This is a genomic window from Pseudomonas sp. IT-P2, assembly GCF_949767575.1.
GTDB classification, from domain to species: Bacteria; Pseudomonadota; Gammaproteobacteria; order Pseudomonadales; family Pseudomonadaceae; genus Aquipseudomonas; species Aquipseudomonas pharyngis.
The window spans coordinates 200845-220084 of record NZ_CATKQA010000022.1 but is presented as its reverse complement, the minus strand read 5'-3'; the positions used below and the strand labels follow the sequence as shown (position 1 = coordinate 220084).

18 protein-coding genes are annotated in these 19240 nt (G+C 62.4%); 7 read left to right on the top strand and 11 right to left on the bottom strand.

Annotation, left to right across the window (positions count from 1 at the left end; genetic code table 11):
* Nucleotides 1-21 precede the first annotated feature (21 nt).
* The 3 genes from ACM6JM_RS13655 to ACM6JM_RS13645 all read left to right on the top strand — a co-directional run bounded on the left by ACM6JM_RS13655 (nucleotide 22) and on the right by ACM6JM_RS13645 (nucleotide 4725).
* Entirely contained in the window at nucleotides 22-1782 is a 1761-nt protein-coding gene (locus tag ACM6JM_RS13655) for a sensor histidine kinase (RefSeq protein WP_039765929.1), read from the top strand.
* Nucleotides 1782-3110, top strand: a complete 1329-nt coding sequence (locus ACM6JM_RS13650) for a sigma-54-dependent transcriptional regulator (protein ID WP_221533569.1) — start codon at nucleotides 1782-1784, stop codon at nucleotides 3108-3110. The genes ACM6JM_RS13655 and ACM6JM_RS13650 overlap by 1 nt, the downstream gene beginning before the upstream one ends.
* Nucleotides 3111-3405: 295 nt before the next feature.
* Entirely contained in the window at nucleotides 3406-4725 is a 1320-nt protein-coding gene (locus ACM6JM_RS13645) for an MFS transporter (protein ID WP_039765927.1), read from the top strand.
* Nucleotides 4726-4854: 129 nt separating this feature from the next.
* Here the strand turns inward: ACM6JM_RS13645 and ACM6JM_RS13640 are convergent, their stop codons facing one another.
* Nucleotides 4855-5610: a membrane protein gene (locus ACM6JM_RS13640; protein ID WP_039765926.1), complete on the bottom strand. Its 756-nt coding sequence runs from the start codon at nucleotides 5608-5610 to the stop codon at nucleotides 4855-4857.
* Nucleotides 5611-5958: 348 nt separating this feature from the next.
* Between ACM6JM_RS13640 and ACM6JM_RS13635 the strand changes: the two genes are divergently transcribed.
* Together ACM6JM_RS13635 and ACM6JM_RS13630 are read left to right on the top strand one after the other, a co-directional pair.
* Nucleotides 5959-6234, top strand: a complete 276-nt coding sequence (locus tag ACM6JM_RS13635; protein ID WP_074688408.1) for a hypothetical protein — start codon at nucleotides 5959-5961, stop codon at nucleotides 6232-6234.
* A 128-nt stretch (nucleotides 6235-6362) separates the two neighbouring features.
* A complete protein-coding gene (locus ACM6JM_RS13630; RefSeq protein WP_414882064.1) occupies nucleotides 6363-6992 on the top strand; it encodes a flavin reductase family protein in 630 nt (209 codons plus the stop codon).
* 4 nt (nucleotides 6993-6996) lie between these two features.
* Here the strand turns inward: ACM6JM_RS13630 and ACM6JM_RS13625 are convergent, their stop codons facing one another.
* Nucleotides 6997-7239 carry a hypothetical protein gene (locus tag ACM6JM_RS13625; RefSeq protein WP_007960172.1) on the bottom strand — a complete coding sequence of 81 codons (243 nt, stop codon included), beginning with the start codon at nucleotides 7237-7239 and terminating at the stop codon, nucleotides 6997-6999.
* 43 nt (nucleotides 7240-7282) lie between these two features.
* Entirely contained in the window at nucleotides 7283-7636 is a 354-nt protein-coding gene (locus tag ACM6JM_RS13620) for a putative quinol monooxygenase (RefSeq protein ID WP_039765923.1), read from the bottom strand.
* Between the two features lie 336 nt (nucleotides 7637-7972).
* On the opposite strand from ACM6JM_RS13620, the gene ACM6JM_RS13615 reads away from it, so the two are divergent.
* Nucleotides 7973-8902 (top strand): AraC family transcriptional regulator, encoded by a 930-nt coding sequence (locus tag ACM6JM_RS13615; protein ID WP_039765922.1) that lies wholly within the window; start codon nucleotides 7973-7975, stop codon nucleotides 8900-8902.
* Between the two features lie 216 nt (nucleotides 8903-9118).
* Here ACM6JM_RS13615 and ACM6JM_RS13610 read toward each other — a convergent pair whose 3' ends face one another.
* The 6 genes from ACM6JM_RS13610 to ACM6JM_RS13585 all read right to left on the bottom strand — a co-directional run bounded on the left by ACM6JM_RS13610 (nucleotide 9119) and on the right by ACM6JM_RS13585 (nucleotide 16420).
* Nucleotides 9119-10174: an ABC transporter ATP-binding protein gene (locus ACM6JM_RS13610; protein ID WP_108563115.1), complete on the bottom strand. Its 1056-nt coding sequence runs from the start codon at nucleotides 10172-10174 to the stop codon at nucleotides 9119-9121.
* Nucleotides 10175-10188: 14 nt separating this feature from the next.
* Nucleotides 10189-11037, bottom strand: coding sequence for an ABC transporter permease (locus tag ACM6JM_RS13605; RefSeq protein ID WP_007960165.1), 849 nt, complete (start codon nucleotides 11035-11037; stop codon nucleotides 10189-10191).
* Complete coding sequence (locus tag ACM6JM_RS13600; RefSeq protein WP_039765919.1) at nucleotides 11034-11942, bottom strand: ABC transporter permease; 909 nt, start codon at nucleotides 11940-11942, stop codon at nucleotides 11034-11036. Before ACM6JM_RS13600 ends, ACM6JM_RS13605 begins: the two co-directional genes overlap by 4 nt.
* A 71-nt stretch (nucleotides 11943-12013) precedes the next feature.
* Nucleotides 12014-13117, bottom strand: coding sequence for an extracellular solute-binding protein (locus ACM6JM_RS13595; RefSeq protein WP_414882063.1), 1104 nt, complete (start codon nucleotides 13115-13117; stop codon nucleotides 12014-12016).
* A 217-nt stretch (nucleotides 13118-13334) separates the two neighbouring features.
* Complete coding sequence (locus tag ACM6JM_RS13590; RefSeq protein ID WP_414882062.1) at nucleotides 13335-14783, bottom strand: aldehyde dehydrogenase family protein; 1449 nt, start codon at nucleotides 14781-14783, stop codon at nucleotides 13335-13337.
* On the bottom strand, nucleotides 14783-16420 hold the full coding sequence (locus ACM6JM_RS13585; protein WP_039765914.1) for a 5-guanidino-2-oxopentanoate decarboxylase: 1638 nt from the start codon (nucleotides 16418-16420) through the stop codon (nucleotides 14783-14785). Before ACM6JM_RS13585 ends, ACM6JM_RS13590 begins: the two co-directional genes overlap by 1 nt.
* Nucleotides 16421-16559: 139 nt before the next feature.
* Here ACM6JM_RS13585 and ACM6JM_RS13580 point away from each other — a divergent pair, with 139 nt between their 5' ends.
* On the top strand, nucleotides 16560-17438 hold the full coding sequence (locus ACM6JM_RS13580) for a LysR substrate-binding domain-containing protein (protein ID WP_074688417.1): 879 nt from the start codon (nucleotides 16560-16562) through the stop codon (nucleotides 17436-17438).
* 174 nt (nucleotides 17439-17612) lie between these two features.
* Here the strand turns inward: ACM6JM_RS13580 and ACM6JM_RS13575 are convergent, their stop codons facing one another.
* Nucleotides 17613-18227, bottom strand: a complete 615-nt coding sequence (locus ACM6JM_RS13575; RefSeq protein WP_414882061.1) for an NAD(P)-dependent oxidoreductase — start codon at nucleotides 18225-18227, stop codon at nucleotides 17613-17615.
* Between the two features lie 46 nt (nucleotides 18228-18273).
* Nucleotides 18274-19152, bottom strand: coding sequence for an MBL fold metallo-hydrolase (locus ACM6JM_RS13570; RefSeq protein WP_102718057.1), 879 nt, complete (start codon nucleotides 19150-19152; stop codon nucleotides 18274-18276).
* Nucleotides 19153-19240 lie beyond the last annotated feature (88 nt).

The window sequence follows — 19240 nt, the reverse complement described above, 5'->3', positions numbered from 1 at the left end:
CGTCCAGCGCCTGATACCCCTATGCTCACGACTTCCCGCCCATTGCGTCTGATGCTGTACACCCTGCTGATCATCGCCGGCGCCGCGCTCGCCGCGACGCTCGCGATCCGCCACGCCGAGCGCCAGGCGCTGGAAGAAGACGCGGCTCGGGCCAATCAGCAATTGGCGCTGTATGCCAACTCGCTGCACACCCTGATCGACCGCTATCGCGCCCTGCCCGCCGTGCTTGCACTGGACCCGCAGCTGCGTGCGGCGCTGGCCGGTCCCGTGAGCGCCGAACAGCAGGCAGCGCTCAACCTGAAGCTGGAAAAGATCAACGGCGCCGCCCAATCCTCGACCCTTGAACTGCTCGACCGCACCGGCCTCGCGGTGGCCGCCAGCAACTGGCGTCTGCCCAGCAGTTACGTCGGTCACAACTACGGCTTTCGCCCCTATTTCAGTCAGACCCGCACCCAGGGCACCGGGCGTTTCTACGCGGTCGGCGTGACCAGCGGGATTCCCGGTTATTTCCTGTCCAGCGCGGTGCTCGGCGACAACGGCGAGTTCCTCGGGGCGATGGTGGTCAAGCTCGAATTCCCCGAACTCGAACGCGAATGGAGCCAGGGCAGTGACACCCTGCTGGTCAGCGATGCGCGTGGCATCATCTTCATCGCCAACCAGCCCGGCTGGCGCTATCGCCTGCTGCACCCGCTGAGCCCGGCCGATTACCGCGAGATCAAGACTACCCGCCAATACGACAAACAGTCGCTGGTGCCGCTGACACATCTGGCGCTGCGCAGCTTCGATAACAACAGTGATCTGCGCCGCGTCGAAGGCCCGCAAGGCACGGCGGATTACCTGTGGGAATCGCTCCCGCTGACCGCCGAAGGCTGGACCCTGCATCTGCTGCGCCGCCCGCAACTGTCCTTTGAAGACCAGCGCAATGCCGGGCTCGCCGCCGCCGGAGTGTGGCTGGCGCTGGTGTTCCTGTTGCTGTTCCTCAACCAGCGCTGGCGTCTGGCGAAGATGCGCCAGCGCAGCCGCGAAGAGCTTGAGCAACTGGTCGAGGAACGCACCCGGGATTTGCGCACGGCGCAGGACGGTCTGGTGCAATCAGCGAAACTGGCGGCACTGGGGCAGATGTCCGCCGCGCTGGCCCACGAAATCAATCAGCCGTTGACCGCCCAGCGCATGCAACTGGCGACCCTGCGTCTGCTGCTCGATCATGGCCGGGTTGATGACGCCTACAAGGCGCTCAAACCGGTGGATGAAATGCTCACGCGCATGGCCGCCCTCACCGGCCACCTGAAAACCTTCGCCCGCAAGAGCCCCAGCGGCTTGCGCGAACGGCTGGACCTGGCGACAGTGGTCGATCAGGCCCTGCAATTGCTCGATGCGCGTCTGCGCGATGAACAGGTCAGTCTGGTGCTGCACCTGACCCGTCCGGCATGGGTGCGCGGCGATGCGATCCGTCTGGAGCAGGTGTTGATCAATCTGCTGCGCAATGCCCTCGATGCGATGCAGGGCAAACCGTGCAAACGTCTGGAAATCCGTCTGGAAGCCGACGAGCAACTGTGGCGCCTGAACGTCATCGACAACGGCGGCGGCATCGCCGAAGAACATCTGGGCCAGGTGTTCGATCCGTTCTTCACCACCAAACCTGTGGGTGACGGGTTGGGTCTGGGGCTGGCGGTTTCCTTTGCCATCGTCCATGAATCCGGCGGGCGCCTGTGCGCCGAGAATGGCGATAACGGCGCGGTGTTCAGCCTGACCTTGCCGATCGATCTGGAGGCGCACATCTGATGCTCAACGCGGTGATGGTGGTCGATGACGAAAGCAGCATTCGCAGTGCCGTCGAACAATGGCTGAGCCTGTCCGGGTTCGAGGTGCAGCTGTTCAGCCGCGCCGAGGAATGCCTGGCGGCGCTGCCCGCGCATTTTGCCGGAGTGATTGTCAGCGATGTGCGCATGCCGGGCCTCAGCGGTCTTGAGCTGCTGGCCGAGGTGCAGCGCCGGGATGCCGATTTGCCGGTGATTCTGCTGACCGGCCACGGCGATGTGCCGATGGCGGTCGAAGCGATGCGCGACGGCGCTTACGATTTTCTGGAAAAACCCTTCAGCCCCGAGACCCTGCTCGGCAGCCTGCGCCGGGCGCTGGACAAGCGTCGGCTGGTGCTGGAAAACCGCGCACTGCACGAACAGGCCGACAACCGCGCCAGGCTGGATGCGACGTTGCTCGGTGTATCCCGTGGTTTGCAGACCTTGCGCCGGCAGGTGCTGGACCTGGCGACGCTGCCGGTCAACGTGCTGATCCGTGGCGAGACCGGCAGCGGCAAGGAACTGGTCGCCCGCTGCCTGCACGACTTCGGCCCGCGCGCCGACAAGCCGTTCGTGGCGCTGAACTGCGCGGCGATCCCCGAGCAACTGTTCGAAGCCGAGTTGTTCGGGCACGAGAGCGGCGCGTTCACCGGGGCCTCGGGCAAGCGCATCGGCAAGCTGGAATACGCCGACGGCGGCACGCTGTTTCTCGATGAAATCGAAAGCATGCCGCTGGCCCAGCAGGTGAAACTGCTGCGGGTGTTGCAGGAACAGAAACTGGAGCGGCTGGGGTCGAACCAGAGCATTCGGGTGGACCTGCGGATCGTCGCGGCGACCAAACCCGATTTGCTGGATGAAGCGCGGGCCGGGCGTTTTCGTGAAGACCTGGCGTATCGGCTGAACGTCGCCGAATTGCGCCTGCCGCCGCTGCGTGATCGTCGCGAAGACATTCCGTTGTTGTTCGAGTCCTTCGCCCAGAGCGCCGCCCAGCGGTTGGGCCGGACGTTCCCGCCGCTCAGTGGTGCGCAGTTGAGTCACCTGCTGAGTCATGACTGGCCGGGTAATGTGCGCGAGTTGGCGAACGTGGCCGAGCGGCAGGTGCTGGGGCTGGATGAACCGGTGCAGGGGATTGATCCGGGCCAGTCGCTGGCGGCGCAGCAGGAGGCGTTTGAGGCGCAGTGTCTGCGGGCAGCTTTGACCCGGCACAAGGGGGATGTGAAAGCCGTGCTGGAAGAGCTGCAACTGCCGCGCCGCACGTTCAATGAAAAGATGCAGCGCCATGGACTGACCCGGGAAATGTTCGTACCCGACTGATCGTTTGATGACTGATCGTTCCCACGCTCCGCGTGGGAATGCCTCAATGGACGCTCTGCGTCCGCTTTGGGACGCAGAGCGTCCCCGGCTGCATTCCCACGCAGAGCGTGGGAACGATCACGCTGAATGAGCGGAAATCCGCTCATTCATTCCGGATCATCGGCAAAATCCCGCTCAACCCATCTCCCCAACCCCTCTAAACCGGCCCTCCCCCCGTTGGCACAGCTCCTGCTATAGCCCTCGCAGGCTGCGTTCCAACGCGCTCCACAAAAACAATTAAACGAAGGATCCTTCAATGGATAACTCCAACGCCCTGCCCCTTGGGTCGGCTGCCGCGCCGGCCAAAGAACGAACCACCGCCAGTCGCATCAAGTCGATCTTCAGCGGTTCCGTCGGCAACATGGTCGAGTGGTACGACTGGTACGTCTATGCCGCCTTCTCGCTGTACTTCGCCAAAGCCTTCTTCCCCAAAGGCGACACCACCGCCCAACTGCTCAACACCGCCGCGATCTTCGCCGTGGGCTTCCTGATGCGCCCGATCGGTGGCTGGCTGATGGGCCTGTACGCCGACAAGGTCGGACGCAAAAAAGCCCTGATGGCCTCGGTTTACCTGATGTGCTTCGGCTCGCTGATCATCGCCCTGAGCCCGGGCTATGAAACCATCGGTGTCGGCGCGCCGATCCTGCTGGTGTTCGCCCGTCTGCTGCAAGGCCTGTCGGTCGGTGGCGAATACGGCACCTCGGCGACCTACCTGTCGGAGATGGCGACCAGGGATCGTCGCGGCTTCTTCTCCAGCTTCCAGTACGTGACTTTGATTTCCGGCCAGCTCATCGCGCTGGGCGTGCTGATCGTGCTGCAACAGTTCCTGACCACCGAAGAGCTGTACGCGTGGGGCTGGCGTATTCCGTTCGCCATCGGCGCGCTGTGTGCAATCGTCGCGCTGTACCTGCGTCGTGGCATGGAAGAAACCGAGTCGTTCACCAAGAAGGAAAAGTCCAGGGAAAGCGCGATGCGCACCTTGCTGCGCCATCCGAAGGAACTGCTGACCGTGGTCGGCCTGACCATGGGCGGGACGCTGGCGTTCTACACCTACACCACCTACATGCAGAAATACCTGGTGAACACCGTCGGCATGAGCATCTCCGACTCCACCACCATTTCCGCCGCCACGCTGTTCCTGTTCATGTGCCTGCAACCGATCATCGGCGGCCTGTCCGATAAAATCGGTCGTCGGCCGATCCTGATCGCCTTCGGCGTGCTCGGGACGATCTTCACCGTGCCGATCCTGATGACCCTGCACACCATCCAGACCTGGTGGGGCGCGTTCTTCCTGATCATGGCGGCGCTGATCATCGTCAGCGGCTACACCTCGATCAACGCGGTGGTGAAGGCCGAACTGTTCCCGACCGAAATCCGCGCCCTGGGCGTCGGCCTGCCGTACGCACTGACCGTGTCGATCTTCGGCGGCACCGCCGAATACATCGCGCTGTGGTTCAAGAGCATCGGCATGGAAACCGGTTACTACTGGTACGTGACCGCGTGCATCGCGGTGTCCCTGCTGGTGTACATCACCATGAAAGACACGCAGAAACATTCGCGGATCGTCACTGACTGACCGGGTTTATTCAGCCACTGCACTGGTGGCTGTTCTGGCCCCATCGCGAGCAGGCTCGCTCCCACAGGATCAGATTTACGCCGATCCAATGTGGGAGCGAGCCTGCTCGCGATTGACGTCAACTCGGTCTCATGCCGACTCGGCAACCTGCGGCTTGCCATAACGCTTCTGCGCATACGACGCCCCGACGATCATCACCAGCAGAATCCCCGCCAGCACCGCCGACGAACCGATGGTGCCAAAGTCCAGCCCACCCTTCTCATGGGACTTGGTCATCAAGTCGCCCAAGGTCGCGCCGAAGGGCCGGGTCAGCACGAACGCCACCCAGAACAGCGCCACCGTCGAAATCTTCGTGAAGTACTTGAGCAGCACGACTACGCCAATCGCCGAGCCGATCAACAGCGCGCCACCGGCAAAGCCCAGGCCCGAGTCGTCCGCCAGGTAATCGCCGAGCGCGGTGCCCAGGGTGTTGGAGAACAAAATCGCCATCCAGTAGAACATCTCGCCGCGAAAACTCTGCACCTTGGTGACGTTGAGCGAGTCGCCGCTCAGGCGCCATGCCGCGAAGATCGCCAGCAGGATCGCGATCAGGATCATGGAACCGGTGGCGTAACCCAGTTCCAGCGTGCGGTCCATGAAGTCCGACATGGTGGTGCCGGCGGTGCTGGTCGACAGAATCACGATCCAGTACAGCAGCGGCCTGTAGGTCTTGGACATCAGCTGCGCGATCAGCGTCAGGACAAACACGCTGATCAGAATCAGCGAGCTGATGGCATAGCCGACGTTAAGGGTCATCGACAACAAATCCCCCGCGGTTTCCCCCAGGGTCGTCGCGCAGATTTTCATGACCCAGAAGGCCAGGGTGATTTGAGGCAGTTTGTTCATCGCAGGCAACGCTCCAGTGTGTGACGGCCGGTTTTTGGCTTTATGGCCGTGGGCAGACTGGCGTTGCGCGGGTGAAAAACCGGTCGGGAATGTATGAAAAATCTGTCACACAAGCCAAAAACGGCGATTAATCACCGGTTAATGCCCCTGCCGCATCCTTCCCCTACCTGATCGATTAACTGCGCGACGCTCGCTCCGACGACGGAAGCGAATTGAATGCGCCGCCCTTAATATCAATTTAATCGATTGTTTTTAGCATTATTTTGCGCTTTTTAATCAATTTAGTTGGCGTAGCATGAACCCCATGCGAAACACATCGCCAACGAATTTCGAATCTGGAGAACGACCATGAAAACCAAACTGATCCTCGCCCTGACCCTGTCCGTACTGGCCGCCAACACCTTCGCCGCCGACGGTTCGGACAAAACCAAATCCGCCGACTTCATTTCCGGCGCCAGCGCCGCCATCGAAACCAGCCACACCGGCACCTACGCTGCCGACGGCTTCGACAAGACCAACGTCGGCAAAGCCGTTGCTGCTGATGGTTTCGACAAGACCGGCACTGCCAACGCCATCGCTGCAGACGGTTTCGATAAAACCGGTACCGCCGCTGCCATCAGCTGATTACCAGAATGCAGACACCAAAGCCCGGCCATTGCCGGGCTTGTTCATTTCCCAAGGTCGGCATTTGATCTTCGCGGATCGGACTTGCACTATTGGTCGCTTATAGAAGCCTTCAGGATCCCCCCGCCATGCCCGATGACATCCATTTCTACGAACCGGGCAACGGCCACGGCCTGCCCCACGACCCGTTCAACGCCATCGTCGGCCCGCGTCCCATCGGCTGGATTTCGTCGCAGGATGCCGAGGGCCGGTTGAACCTGGCGCCCTACAGTTTTTTCAACGCGTTCAACTACATTCCGCCGATCATCGGGTTCTCCAGCGTCGGTCGCAAAGACAGCCTGAACAACATCGAGCAGACCGGTGAATTCGTCTGGAACCTCGCCACCCGCCCGCTGGCCGAGCAGATGAATCAGAGCTGCGCGATGGTCGGGCCCGAGGTCAACGAATTCGAACTGGCGGGGCTGACGCCGGTGGCGTCGAAGGTGATTGCCGTGCCGCGCGTAGCCGAAAGCCCGGTGTCCTTCGAGTGCAAGGTCACCCAGATCATTCAGCTGCAGCGCGCCGACGGCGAGACCGTGCCGAGCTGGCTGGTGCTCGGCGAAGTGGTCGCCGTGCACATTGCCAAATGGCTGTTGAAGGACGGGATCTACGACACCGCCGCCGCCGAACCGATACTGCGGGGCGGCGGGCCGGCGGACTATTTCCAGCTGGGGCCGGAGGCGTTGTTCAAGATGTGGCGACCGGGGGCAACGAAGTAAGCGCTTACCAGATCAGCTCGGCGTCGTCGGTGACGCCCTTGAGCTTGTCCAGTTCGTTGATCGCGGCTTCATCGGCCGCGATGGCGCCGGGGAAAACCTGATCATTCAGCAGCTTGTGAAAGCGCGGCGCGCCGCCGTCGACCAGGGCCTTGACGGCGATCGCCGCGTGATAACCCTTGTTGCCGCCCAACTCGACGGGGACGACAGCGGAAACCGCTTCGAAGTGTTCGAACTCTTTACGTGCCATATCGCAGGTCCTGGCTCAGTCGGATAAGCCGGACATTAAACATTCAACCGGCGAGTTTGTGTATCGGCGCGGTGCATTGCCCTACGGCCTGTGCGGCCGAGACTTCCTTGAACGTGTGGAAATCCAGGCTGTTGACCACCAGGTCCTGCACCAGCTCGGCAAAGACTTCCATCGACGGGCTGCTGAAGTACGCGGTCATCGACTGCTGGTTGCTCCAGAAACCGGAGACCAGCCACAAATCCGGATCGCACTGCGAATGCTGCAAGGCAAAGCTCAGGCAACCGGGGGCGGCGCGGGACGGTTCGATCAGGGCGCTCAGGCGCATGCCGAGTTCCGCCGAACGTCCGGCACGCGCTCGAACGAAGGCCATATGACTGACGGGAATCTGCTTGGACATGTTCAACCCTCCCAGGGAGTCGCGTGGCAGCCGGGGACGGGCTGCGACAGGATTCAAGGTTAAGGGCCGCCCCCCGTTCGCCGTTAGTCGATTCCTGCCGTCGAGTTGCACAATCCTGCGAGACTGTCTTGCAGACCTGTAACAAGTCGTAAATTCCTGTCACCGTCCTGTCACACCGGTTTCGGGCAACTCTGACCACCTGCGTCCTGCTATGGCTGGATGGGCCAACAACCCAATGCAGGATCAGGCAAGCATTTCGCAGGATGTGTCTACCGCCCTGACTTGCACAAACTTATGCTCTGCTCCATTCCACCGACTTTGCCGAGGATGCCGCACGTGACGTCATTCGATCGTTTTCAAGCGCCACCCGATGCCGACATGGAAAAGCAGCGCGCGGAACTGGCGGCGATCATCCGCCGCAACACGTCCGAAGATGGCAGTTATGCCACTGCCGTCGGTTCGCTGTTCATGTCGCGCCACACCCAGTCCCATGACTTCGCCCCGGTGCTTGCGCAACCGGCGCTGTGCATCATGGCCCAGGGGCGCAAAGAGGTACGGCTGGCGGATGAGTTCTTCAATTACGACCCGCTCAATTATCTGGTGGTGTCGGTCTCGATGCCGTTGAGCGGTCGGGTGGTGAATGTCTCGCCGGAGGAACCGATCCTCGCCGTGCGCCTGGACATCGATCCGGCGGAGATCACTGCGCTGATCGCCGATGCCGGCCCGATGGGCGTGCCGACCCGGCCGACCGGGCGCGGTTTGTATGTGGAAAAGATCGACAGCGCCATGCTCGATGCGGTGCTGCGTCTGGCCCGCCTGCTCGACGCACCGAAAGACATCGCCATGCTCGCGCCGCTGATCCGCCGGGAGATTCTCTATCGCCTGTTGCGCAGTCCGCAGGGCCATCGGCTATACGAAATCGCCATCGCCAACAGCCAGAGCCACCGCATCAGCCAGGCGATCAAATGGCTCAACGGCAACTTCGAACAGCCGCTGCGCATTGATGACCTGGCGAAGGAAGTGAACCTCAGCGTCTCGACCTTGCATCACCGCTTCAAGGCGATGACGGCGATGAGCCCGTTGCAGTATCAGAAGCAGCTGCGCCTGCAAGAGGCGCGGCGTTTGATGTTGGCTGAGGGGCTGGAAGCGTCGGCGGCGGGGTATCGGGTGGGGTATGAAAGTCCGTCGCAGTTTAGTCGTGAGTACAGCCGGTTATTTGGGGCGCCGCCGTTGAGGGATCTGGCGCGGTTGCGGCTTTCGGTGTGAACTCAAAAGCTCCCCCTCACCCTAGCCCTCCCGAAACGTCGGACCGCCCGGAGGGAGAGGGAACCGATTGGGGGATATTCACGAAATACACCGACCTGAAATTACTTTACCGAATCCATAATCGACTCGATCTCTCAGGTCGACGGACAGCGCCAGACACCTCGGTCGGCTCCCTCTCCCTCGGGGAGAGGGCTGGGGTGAGGGGGCAAGTCCGTATCAAGCGCCGAGCACCCGACACGCCTCACTCGGCAACGTCACCGAAACAGGATGCCCGATCCCCAACCCAATCCCCTGACACGGCGTACTCAGCGCCGTGAACGTCACCCCTGAACACTCCACCGTAGTCTCGATGGTCGCGCCGATATCCCGCACAAACGTCACCTTGCCCAGCAGACGATTGCCCGCCGTAGCCTGGGGCGCCGACAGTTGCAGATCTTCGGGACGAATCAGCATTTTCACCTTCTGCCCGACCACGATGCTGCTGCAGATCGGCACTTGCAGCGCATCGCCCCCCGGCAGCACGACCTTGCCATCGCCCAGCGCGGTGGCCGGGAAGATATTGCCGGAGCCGATAAAGTCCGCGACGAATTCGTTGGCCGGGTGCCGATAGATTTCAATCGGCGTACCCACCTGCTGCACCCGATGTTCACCCAACACCACCACGATATCGGCCATGGTCATGGCCTCGCGTTGATCGTGGGTAACCATGATTGTGGTGATGTTCAGGCGTTGTTGCAGCTGACGGATTTCCACCTGCATCGACTCACGCAACTTGGCATCCAGCGCCGACAGCGGTTCGTCGAGCAACAGGATTTTCGGGTGCGAGGCAATCGCCCGGGCAATCGCCACTCGCTGACGCTGACCACCGGAGAGCTTGGCCACCGGGCGATCGATCATCGGCTGCAGCTGGATCAGTTCCAGCAACTCCACCACCCGCGCCTGTTGATCGGCCTTGCTCACACCGCGCAGTTTCAGCGGATAGGCGATGTTTTCGCCCACGGTCATGTGCGGAAACAGCGCCAGCGACTGGAACACCATGCCGAAGTTGCGCAGGTGCGCCGGGGTGTGGCCGATGTCCTCGCCGTCCAGGCGAATCTCGCCGCCGGTGAGGGTTTCCAGCCCCGCGATCATCCGCAGCAACGTGGTCTTGCCGCAGCCCGACGGGCCGAGGAAGCACACCAGTTTGCCCTCGGGCAAATGCAGGTTGACGTCTTTTACCGCGCAGGCCGAGCCGTAGTGTTTCTCGACGTTTTCCAGAATCAGTCCAGTCATATTGCACCTCACAATCAAAAGGAAACGCCGCCCTCACCGACCAGCTTCTCCAGCGCCCAGATCAGGACGAAGTCGATCAGCACGATCAGCACGGCAAACGAGAACACGGTAGGGTCGAGCGATGACACGGTGCGGCTGTACATCCAGATCGGCACGGTCATGACGTCGATGGTGTAGAGGAAATAGGTCACGGTGAATTCGTTGAACGAGACGATGAACGCCAGCAGCATCCCCGCCAGAATCCCCGACTTCATCAACGGCACCACCACATCGACGATGGCGCGCAGTGGCGAAGCGCCGAGCATCTGCGCGGCCTCTTCGACTTCGCTGCCGATGGAAAGCATCGCAGCCGTGCAGTTCTTCACCACGAACGGCAGCGCCAGAATCACGTGGGCGATCACCAGCCGCGAGGTGGTCATGTGGAACGGCAGGCTGTCGAACACCAGCAGCAAGGCCAGCCCCAGCACCACCATCGGGAACACCAGCGGCAGCGACATCAGTTGCAGCGCCACGCCCTTGCCACGGAACTCGCAGCGGGTCAGCGCGTACGCCGCCGGCACCGCGATCAGCGTGGCGAAAATCATCGTCAGGCACGACACCAGCAAGCTGGTGCCCATGGCCTGGCCGAGGCTCAACACATCGCTGGCGTCCGGCGAGACGAAGGTGTGCCACGCCGCCTTGTACCACTGCAGGCTGTAGCTGCTCGGCGGGAAATCGAGGTTCGACGCACCGCTGAACGACATCACGATCATGGTCAGAATCGGCAACACGGCCAGGAACAAAATGATCCCGGACAGAATGCCGGCGAACTTGCCGGTGTCGCCCGGCAACAGCGACTGACGCTTCTTGATCAGGGCACTCATTGCGAAGCCTCCAGCAGACGGCGACGGCGGCCGGTGATGTATTCGGACAAGGTCATGATGGCGAGCGTGGTGACGATCAGCACCACCCCGGCGGCGGATGCGGCGGGCCAGTTCATCAGTGGTGCGATCTGGTCATGCACCATCACCGCGAGCATCGGCACGCGTCGGCCACCGAGCAACAGCGGCACCACGAAGCTGCTGGCGTTGTAGGCGAACACCAGGGTCGCGCCAGTGATGATCCCCGGCAGGCTCATCGGCAGCACCACCTGACGGAATACCTGAAAACGACTGGCGCCCAGCGTCGCGGCAGCCTCTTCGTAGCTGCGGGCGACGCCGCGCATGGCGCTGGCAATCGGCAGCACGGCCAGCGGAAACGCGGTCTGCACCAGGCCCATCAGCACGCCGTTCTGGTTGTACAGCAACATGATCGGGCGCTTGATCAGACCGAGGCCCATCAGGGTCTGGTTGAGCATGCCGCCGGGGCCGAGGATCACCAGCCAGCCGTAGCTTTGCAGCAACAGGTTGACCAGCAGCGGCAACAGCACCGCCGCCAGAAAAATCCGTCGCACGAATGGCGAGGTCAGGCGCGACATGGTGTACGCCACCGGGATCGCCAGCACCACGGCGATCACCGCGCTGATCAGCGCCAGACGCAAGGTCAGCAGCAACGATTTGAGGTAGTAGGGTTCGAGCAACTGCGCGTAACTGGCCAGGCTGAAGCCCGACCACTCCGCGCCCTTGGTGCCGACGCTCATGCGCAGCACCAGCAGGCTGGCGGCAATCAGCACGCCGAGAAACAGCATCGACGGCGTGAGGAAAAACCACGCCCGCGCCGTCGGCGAAACACCGCGCGCCGGGCGCACGTCACCCGTGCCGACCGGTTGGGTCAGGGATTGATGTTCCATAGCAATGATCTCGTCAATGGAAAACGAATCTCCCGGGCACCCCGATCATGCGGGGCCCCGGAAGGTCGGCGTCAGGAAGAAAAGATTTCCGTGTAGCGACGAATCCACTGGTCATGCACGGTCGCCAGGAAGGCGTTGTCGTGCATGATCGCCTTCTGCGCGATCTGCTCCGGCGTGAGGATGAACGGGCTCTTGCGCGCTTCGGCGGAGATGATCGCCTTGGCGTTGACCGGGCCGTTGAAGATGTCTTCGGCCATCTTGCCCTGCACCAGCGGGTCGAGGGAGTGATCGATGAAGGCGTAGGCCAGGTCGGTTTCGCCCGGACGGTTCTTCGGCATCACCGAGAGCATCAGGTCGGTGTAGAAACCTTCCTTCATGCCGAACGTGGCGCCCAGGCCGTAGTTCGGATCGCGGATCTGCTTGGGGAAAAACGCCGGGGCGTAGAGGCCGCCCATGTCCAGGGAGCCGGTGCGGAACAGCTCGGCGATCTGGTTGGGGTTTTCGCCCAGGGTCACCACGCGGTCTTTCAGCTCCGCGAGTTTCTTGAAGCCCGGTTCGATGTTGTGCTCGTCACCACCGGCCAGTTTCGCGGCGATGATGATCAGGTCCATCGCTTCGGTCCAGTTCGGCGGCGGCAGGAAAATGTTCGGCGCCAGATCGGCGTCCCACAGCGCGGCGTAGCTGTCCGGCGCGGTGCCCTGGGTACGAGTGCTGTAGACCAGACTGTTGCACCACAGCAGGTAGCCGATGCCGTGACCGTTGGCGCCGGTGCGGTATTTTTCCGGGACGTCGACCAGGTTGGGAATGCGGTTGAGATCGGGTTTTTCCAGCAGTCCGGCAGCGGCCAGACCTTCGGCGCCAACGCCAGCCAGAGTGATGATGTCGTACTGCGGACGGTCACCGCCGGCCTTGAGTTTGGCGACCATTTCCGAGGTGCTGCCGGTGCGGTCGGCAATCACTTTGGCGCCGGTCTTGGCTTCGAACGTTGCAGCGATGTTGCGCAGTGCAGCCAGGCCCGTGTCATCGGACCAGGTCAACAGGCGCAGGGTCTTGCCGGCAAAGCGGGTGTCGCTGGCACTGGCCCGGATGAAGGGCATGCTCATGGCCGCCGCAGCCACCGAAGCCACGCCGACGGTTTTGATGAATTGACGCCTGTTCAGATCGTGCTCGCCCATTTGGGACTCCCATTATTCTTGTAAGTATGAGATTGATCGCAACCCTTGCATCTGCTTGACCGATATTGCTCAAGCGCCCGGTTTCAAAGGGCTTGAGCGTGGTCTGCGGGTTCATCCTGAGGTCGTGCAAAACACCTGACTATCGATAAAAACTCATTGGAGCCATGACGCCGGCGCATGCCTCGTTGCGAGGCATGCGCTGACCTTTTTCGGGCATTCAGAGCGCGCGGATCACGTGCTTGATTTCCTGAAATGCCGCCAGGCCCCACGGCCCCAACTCGCGGCCGATGCTGCTCTGTTTGTAGCCACCCCACGCCGTCTGCGGGAAGATCACCTGCGGCGCGTTGAGCCACACCAGCCCCGCCTGCAAGGCATTGGCGACCCGATCCGCGGTCTCGGCATTGCGCGTGACCACGCTGGCCACCAGACCGAACTGGCTGTCGTTGGCCAGCGCAATCGCTTCTGCTTCCGAAGCGAAACTGCGCACGCAGATCACCGGGCCGAAAATCTCTTCACACCACAGCGCACTGTCGAGGGGCACTTCGGTGAAGATCGTCGGCTGCAAGAAATAGCCGCGCGGCAGATCGGCGGGACGATTGCCGCCACAGATCAGCTTGGCCCCGGCGCTGAGGCCACGGTCAATATGACCGAGCACACGCTGGTACTGCGCCTGATTGACCAGTGCGCCCATCTCGACGTCAGGATCGAACGGATCGGCGACACGGATTTTTTCCGCGCGGGCCTTCAGACGAATCAGGAACTCATCGGCCAGTTCATCGGCGACCAGCACCCGGCTGGTGGCCGAGCACATCTGCCCGGCATTGAAGAAGCCGCCACCGCAAGCCAGCTCCACCGCCAGATCCAGGTCGGCATCTTCCAGAATCAGCAGCGAGGACTTGCCGCCCAGTTCCAGGCTCACGCCCTTCACGGTTTCAGCGGCGCGCTGCATCACTTGCACACCCACGGCGTTGCTGCCGGTGAAGGAAACCTTGGCGATGCGCGGGTCCGCCGACAGCGGCGCACCGACCGCCAGACCGGTGCCGCACACCAGGTTGAACACGCCTTTGGGCAGACCGGATTCGGCGATGATGGTCGCCAGCTCCAGCTCCGGCAGCGGTGTGACTTCAGACGGTTTGAGCACCACGCAGCAACCGGCGGCCAGGGCCGGCGCGAGTTTCCACGCGGTGGTGACCATCGGAAAATTCCAAGGCACGATCAGCCCGACCACACCGCACGGCTCGCGGCGCAGACGTGCGCTGAAGTCATCGCTGGGTAGCGGCACGTTGCTGTCCAGTTTCGCATCGAGGCCTTCGGCGAGTTCGGCGTAGTACTCGAAGGTGGCGATCACGTCATCGACATCGATGCCCGCTTCGAACTGCGGTTTGCCGTTGTTGCTCGACTGCAACTTCATCAGATGTTCGCGACCGTTGCGCACGCCATTGGCGATGTTGCGCAGGATCGCGCCGCGCTCGGCACCGGTGGTTTTCGACCAGCCCTTGAAGGCTTCGGTCGCCGCCGTTACCGCTTGATTGACGGCGCGTTCGTCACCGCCGTTGACCGTGGTCAGCAGCGCTTCGGTGGCCGGGTTGATCACGCGCAGGTGTTCGCGCCCGGCGGACCATTGGCCGTTGATGTACAGGCCGTCGAGTGTGGTCGGGAAATTCATCATTGGGCCACCGCCTTCATCCATTGGGTCTGGTCGATCTCGATCAGGGTCGGGCCCTGACGATCGGTGGCGGCGCGCAATGCACTGCGCAGGTGTTCGGCGGAGCTGATCGCCTCCGCCGCGCAACCCAGGGCCTTGGCCACACCGATGAAGTCCGGGGTGTAGATGTCAACACCTACCGGCTCGATGGCACGGTTGACCATGTACTTCTTGATCTCTTCGTAACCCTGGTTATTCCACAGCAGGATGATCACCGGAGTGCGCGCTTCCACGGCGCTGGCCAGTTCCGGCAGGGTGAATTGCAGACCGCCATCGCCGATCAGGCACACCACCGGCGGACGCGCGCCATGTTCCAGAGAGCCGCCGAGCCATGCGCCAATCGCCGCCGGCAAGGCGTAACCGAGGGTGCCGTAACCGGTGGACGAGTTGAACCAGCGGCGCGGACGCTCCGGGTTGAAGGTCAGGTTGCCGGTGTACACCGGTTGCGTGGAGTCGCCGACGAACACCGCGTTCGGCAATTCGTGCAGCACGGTTTCGAGGAAACGGGTCTGGGCCAAAGTCGGCGCGTCCCAGGTCGCGGCCAAGTCTTCACGCAGACGCGCGGCGCGCACCTGGCCCCAGTCGTTGCGGCGCTCGGCCAGCGGTTTGTGCGACAGCGAACTGAGCAGCGCCTGTGCGGCGTTGCGTGAGTCGGCGACCAGCGCCACGTGAGGCGGGTAATTGCGTACGGTCTGATCCGGATCGATGTCGACGCGCAGCAGCTTGCCGGGGATTTCGAAGCCGCCGGCGAAGGTGACGTCGTAGTCGGTTTCGGCCAGTTCAGTGCCGATCGCCAGGACCACGTCGGCATCGGCCACCAGGGCGCGGGTCGCCACCAGGCTCTGGGTCGAACCGATCAACAGCGGATGGCTGGACGGCAACATACCTTTGGCGTTGATGGTAAGGGCCACCGGTGCATCGAGCAGCTCGGCCAGTTCAGTGAGTTCGGCAGTCGCGTCGATGGCGCCGCCACCGGCGAGGATCAGCGGACGCTGGGCGCCGGCCAGCAGTTCAGTCATGCGGCTCACGGCGGCCGGCGCAGCACCGGCGCGGTCGATGTTGACCGGCACGCTGGTCAGCAGTTCGTCGGCTTCTTCGACCAGCACATCCAGCGGAATTTCGATGTGCACCGGACGCGGACGCCCGGCCTGGAACAGCGCGAAAGCACGGGCCAGTACGCCCGGCAATTCGGACGCCGACATCAGCGTGTGGGAGAACGCCGCCACGCCGCCGACCAGTGCGCTCTGGTTCGGCAGTTCGTGCAGCTTGCCGCGTCCGCCGCCCAGTTGACTGCGCGACTGCACGCTGGAGATCACCAGCATCGGGATCGAATCGGCGTAAGCCTGGCCCATCGCGGTGGTGATGTTGGTCATGCCTGGACCTGTGATGATGAAACACACACCCGGTTTGCCGCTGGTGCGGGCGTAGCCGTCCGCCATGAAGCCGGCGCCCTGTTCATGGCGCGGGGTGACGTGGTTGATGCTCGAACGGGCCAGCCCGCGATACAGCTCCACGGTATGCACCCCAGGAATGCCGAACACCTGCTCGACCCCATAATCCTCGAGTAACTTGACCAGTACTTCGCCACACGTCGCCATGTCTTTGCCCTTCTTGTTCGTTGAGGCACCGGGCTTTAAAGGAACCGGTGATTGGCCTCATTGAAACGGGCGACCCGTAGCCGCAACAATCGATAAAAGCTCATACTAGCCATGTCCTCACGTCATACCTTGGATCCACATGAAACGACTGCCTCCCCTGCCCGCCCTGCACACGTTTCTGATTACCGCGCAGTGCTGCAACTTCACCCGGGCCGCCGAGCAGTTGCACATCACCCAGGGTGCGGTGAGCCGGCAGATCGCCGGGCTGGAGGAACATCTGGGTTATGAGCTGTTCATTCGCCTGGCCCGGGGCCTGGAGCTGACGGCCGAAGGTCGCGAATGGCTGCCACGGGTGCAGCAAGTGTTCAGCCTGATCGGCGATTCGGTGGAGCAGATCGGCGCCAAACGCGAAACCCTGCAACTCAAGGCGCCGAGCTGCGTGATGCGCTGGTTGTTGCCGCGCCTGCTGCAATGGCAGCGCGAGCGTCCGGACGTGCCGGTGAAGCTCACGGCCTCGTTGCAGCACGGGGTGGATTTTCATCGCGAGCAGTTCGATGCGGCGGTGATCTACGGCACCGCGCCACACGACTCACCCGCGACCCTGCATCTGTTCGATGAACAACTGACGCCAGTCTGCTCACCGACGCTGCTCAACGGCGGGCCGGCCCTGCACACACCGGCAGATCTGCAACAGCATCTGCTGCTGCACCCGACTCACACGGATGACGACTGGACGCTGTGGCTCGAAGCCGCCGAACTGCACTTGAGCAATATCGCCAGCGGTCAGCATTTCGAGACGCTGGATCAGGCGATGTCGATGGCGTCCCACGGGACGGGGGTGGCGATCGGCGACTGGTCATTGATCGGCGACGACTTGAACGCCGGGCGACTGGTGATGCCGTTCGATCTGAAGGTGAAGACGGGATTGGGCTATTACATCGTCGCGCCGGCGTCGGAGCCGTCGGCGAAGTTGCAGGAATTGATGGGGTGGTTGGTTGAGCAGGCTCATACCCGCTGAGCCCGCCCTCACTTGATGATCGTTTCCACGCACCCCTTCTTTGATCGTTCCCACGCTCCGCGTGGGAATGCAGCCCGGGACGCTCCGCGTCCCATGCCGAAGCGGACGCGGAGCGTCCAGTGAGGCATTCCCACGCGGACGGTTCGACGCCTCGACGTGGGAACGATCATACGGTCAGTAACCGACCGTAAACCGCTGACGCGAGTGCTTCGGCGTTTCCACTTCGTCGATCAGCGCAATCGCGTAATCGGCAAAGGTGATCGAGCTCTGACCGTCAGCACTCACCAGCAAGTCATCCTTGCCGACGCGGAATTTACCGGTGCGCTCGCCTTCGAAGAACAGCGCCGACGGCGAGAGGAACGTCCAGTCCAGTTCCTTTTCCTGACGCAAGGCCTCAAGGAACGCCGCACCGGCGCTGGCCTCAGCCTTGTACTCGGCCGGGAAACCGGCGCTGTCGATCACGCGGGTGCCGTCCGGCAGCAACAGCGAGCCGGCACCGCCGACCACCAGCAGACGTTTCACCCCAGCCTGTTTCACCGGACCGATCAGCGCGCTGGCCGGCACCGTGGCGAAATGCGCGGCGCTGATGACCACATCGTGACCGGCGACGGCGTCCTGCAACGCGGCGGCGTCCAGCACGTCGACATTCTTGCTGACCACACCGGCACGAGCGCCGATCTTCGAGGTATCCCGGGCGATAGCGGTGACGCTGTGGCCGCGACGCAGGGCTTCTTCCAGCAGTTGGCTGCCGGCACGCCCGGTGGCACCAATGATTGCGATCTTGCTCATGACATTCTCCAGTTGGCTTGAGAGTGCTGCGTTTTTCAGAATCGGGTTACCACTGCATTTCGCCCTTGGCGACTTTGGCGCTCAGCTCCAGCGAGCTTTCTTCGCCCAGTGTCGGGTAGCGTTTTTTCATCGCGGCGATCAGCGCGGCAGAGTCTTTGGCCTTGGCAGTTTCTGCGTCGAACGCCTTGATGTAGTCGGCGGTGAATTTCACCGCTGCCAGCGAACGGGCGCTGTCACCCAGGTAGTGACCCGGCACCACGGTTTTCGGTTTCAGGGTTTCGATCGAGTGCAGGGTTTGCAGCCAGTCGGCATGGGATTGCGCGGTCTGGGTGTCGGCCATCCACACGTGGATGTTCTCGGCGACGACCACACCACCGACCACGGCTTTCAGCGACGGGATCCACACGAAGCTGCGATCCGGTTGCTTGCCGTCCAGGCCGACCACCTGCAACTTCTGCCCTTCGAGCATCAGGCTGTCGCCCTTGAGTACGCCAGGCACGATGGTTTTGGCCGGCACGTCGGCGCCCATTTTCGGGCCCCAGAAGGCGAGTTTGCCGTCGACGGTCTTTTTGATGTGATCAACGGTCGGTTGCGAGGCCAGCACTTTGGCATCCGGGAATGCCTTGGTCAGGGTGTCGAGACCGAAGTAGTAATCCGGGTCACCGTGGCTGATGTAGATGGTGGTCAGTTGCTTGCCGCTGGCGCGGATCTTTTCCACCACTTGCTCGGCCTGGGATTTGCCGAACTGCGCGTCCACCAGAATCGCGTCCTTCTCGCCGCTGACCAGTACCGAAGTCACCGGGAAGATCGCGTGGGTGCCCGGGTTGTAGACATCGAGGGTCAGATTCGCGGCCGCTGCGTGGGCAGCAAAGCCGAGGGTGGCGGTGGCCAGTAAAACGCGCTTGAGGGTGGTGAAGCCGATCATGGGTTGCTCCGCTGTTCGAATGCCGTGCTTGGCGATGGGGACAGAGCTTAGTTGCCAGACTCGTTACAAAAAATGCGATGCTTGAACA

Bases quoted from the DNA above. Each gene is read 5' to 3' on its own strand.
- ACM6JM_RS13625 (WP_007960172.1), bottom strand. From the start codon at position 7,239: ATGGCACGTAAAGAGTTCGAACACTTCGAAGCGGTTTCCGCTGTCGTC.
- ACM6JM_RS13605 (WP_007960165.1), bottom strand. From the start codon at position 11,037: ATGAGTGCCCTGATCAAGAAGCGTCAGTCGCTGTTGCCGGGCGACACC.
- ACM6JM_RS13655 (WP_039765929.1), top strand. From the start codon at position 22: ATGCTCACGACTTCCCGCCCATTGCGTCTGATGCTGTACACCCTGCTG.
- ACM6JM_RS13645 (WP_039765927.1), top strand. From the start codon at position 3,406: ATGGATAACTCCAACGCCCTGCCCCTTGGGTCGGCTGCCGCGCCGGCC.
- ACM6JM_RS13620 (WP_039765923.1), bottom strand. From the start codon at position 7,636: ATGTCCAAGCAGATTCCCGTCAGTCATATGGCCTTCGTTCGAGCGCGT.
- ACM6JM_RS13630 (WP_414882064.1), top strand. From the start codon at position 6,363: ATGCCCGATGACATCCATTTCTACGAACCGGGCAACGGCCACGGCCTG.
- ACM6JM_RS13640 (WP_039765926.1), bottom strand. From the start codon at position 5,610: ATGAACAAACTGCCTCAAATCACCCTGGCCTTCTGGGTCATGAAAATC.
- ACM6JM_RS13590 (WP_414882062.1), bottom strand. From the start codon at position 14,783: ATGAATTTCCCGACCACACTCGACGGCCTGTACATCAACGGCCAATGG.
- ACM6JM_RS13650 (WP_221533569.1), top strand. From the start codon at position 1,782: ATGCTCAACGCGGTGATGGTGGTCGATGACGAAAGCAGCATTCGCAGT.
- ACM6JM_RS13580 (WP_074688417.1), top strand. From the start codon at position 16,560: ATGAAACGACTGCCTCCCCTGCCCGCCCTGCACACGTTTCTGATTACC.
- ACM6JM_RS13575 (WP_414882061.1), bottom strand. From the start codon at position 18,227: ATGAGCAAGATCGCAATCATTGGTGCCACCGGGCGTGCCGGCAGCCAA.
- ACM6JM_RS13635 (WP_074688408.1), top strand. From the start codon at position 5,959: ATGAAAACCAAACTGATCCTCGCCCTGACCCTGTCCGTACTGGCCGCC.
- ACM6JM_RS13600 (WP_039765919.1), bottom strand. From the start codon at position 11,942: ATGGAACATCAATCCCTGACCCAACCGGTCGGCACGGGTGACGTGCGC.
- ACM6JM_RS13595 (WP_414882063.1), bottom strand. From the start codon at position 13,117: ATGGGCGAGCACGATCTGAACAGGCGTCAATTCATCAAAACCGTCGGC.
- ACM6JM_RS13610 (WP_108563115.1), bottom strand. From the start codon at position 10,174: ATGACTGGACTGATTCTGGAAAACGTCGAGAAACACTACGGCTCGGCC.
- ACM6JM_RS13585 (WP_039765914.1), bottom strand. From the start codon at position 16,420: ATGGCGACGTGTGGCGAAGTACTGGTCAAGTTACTCGAGGATTATGGG.
- ACM6JM_RS13570 (WP_102718057.1), bottom strand. From the start codon at position 19,152: ATGATCGGCTTCACCACCCTCAAGCGCGTTTTACTGGCCACCGCCACC.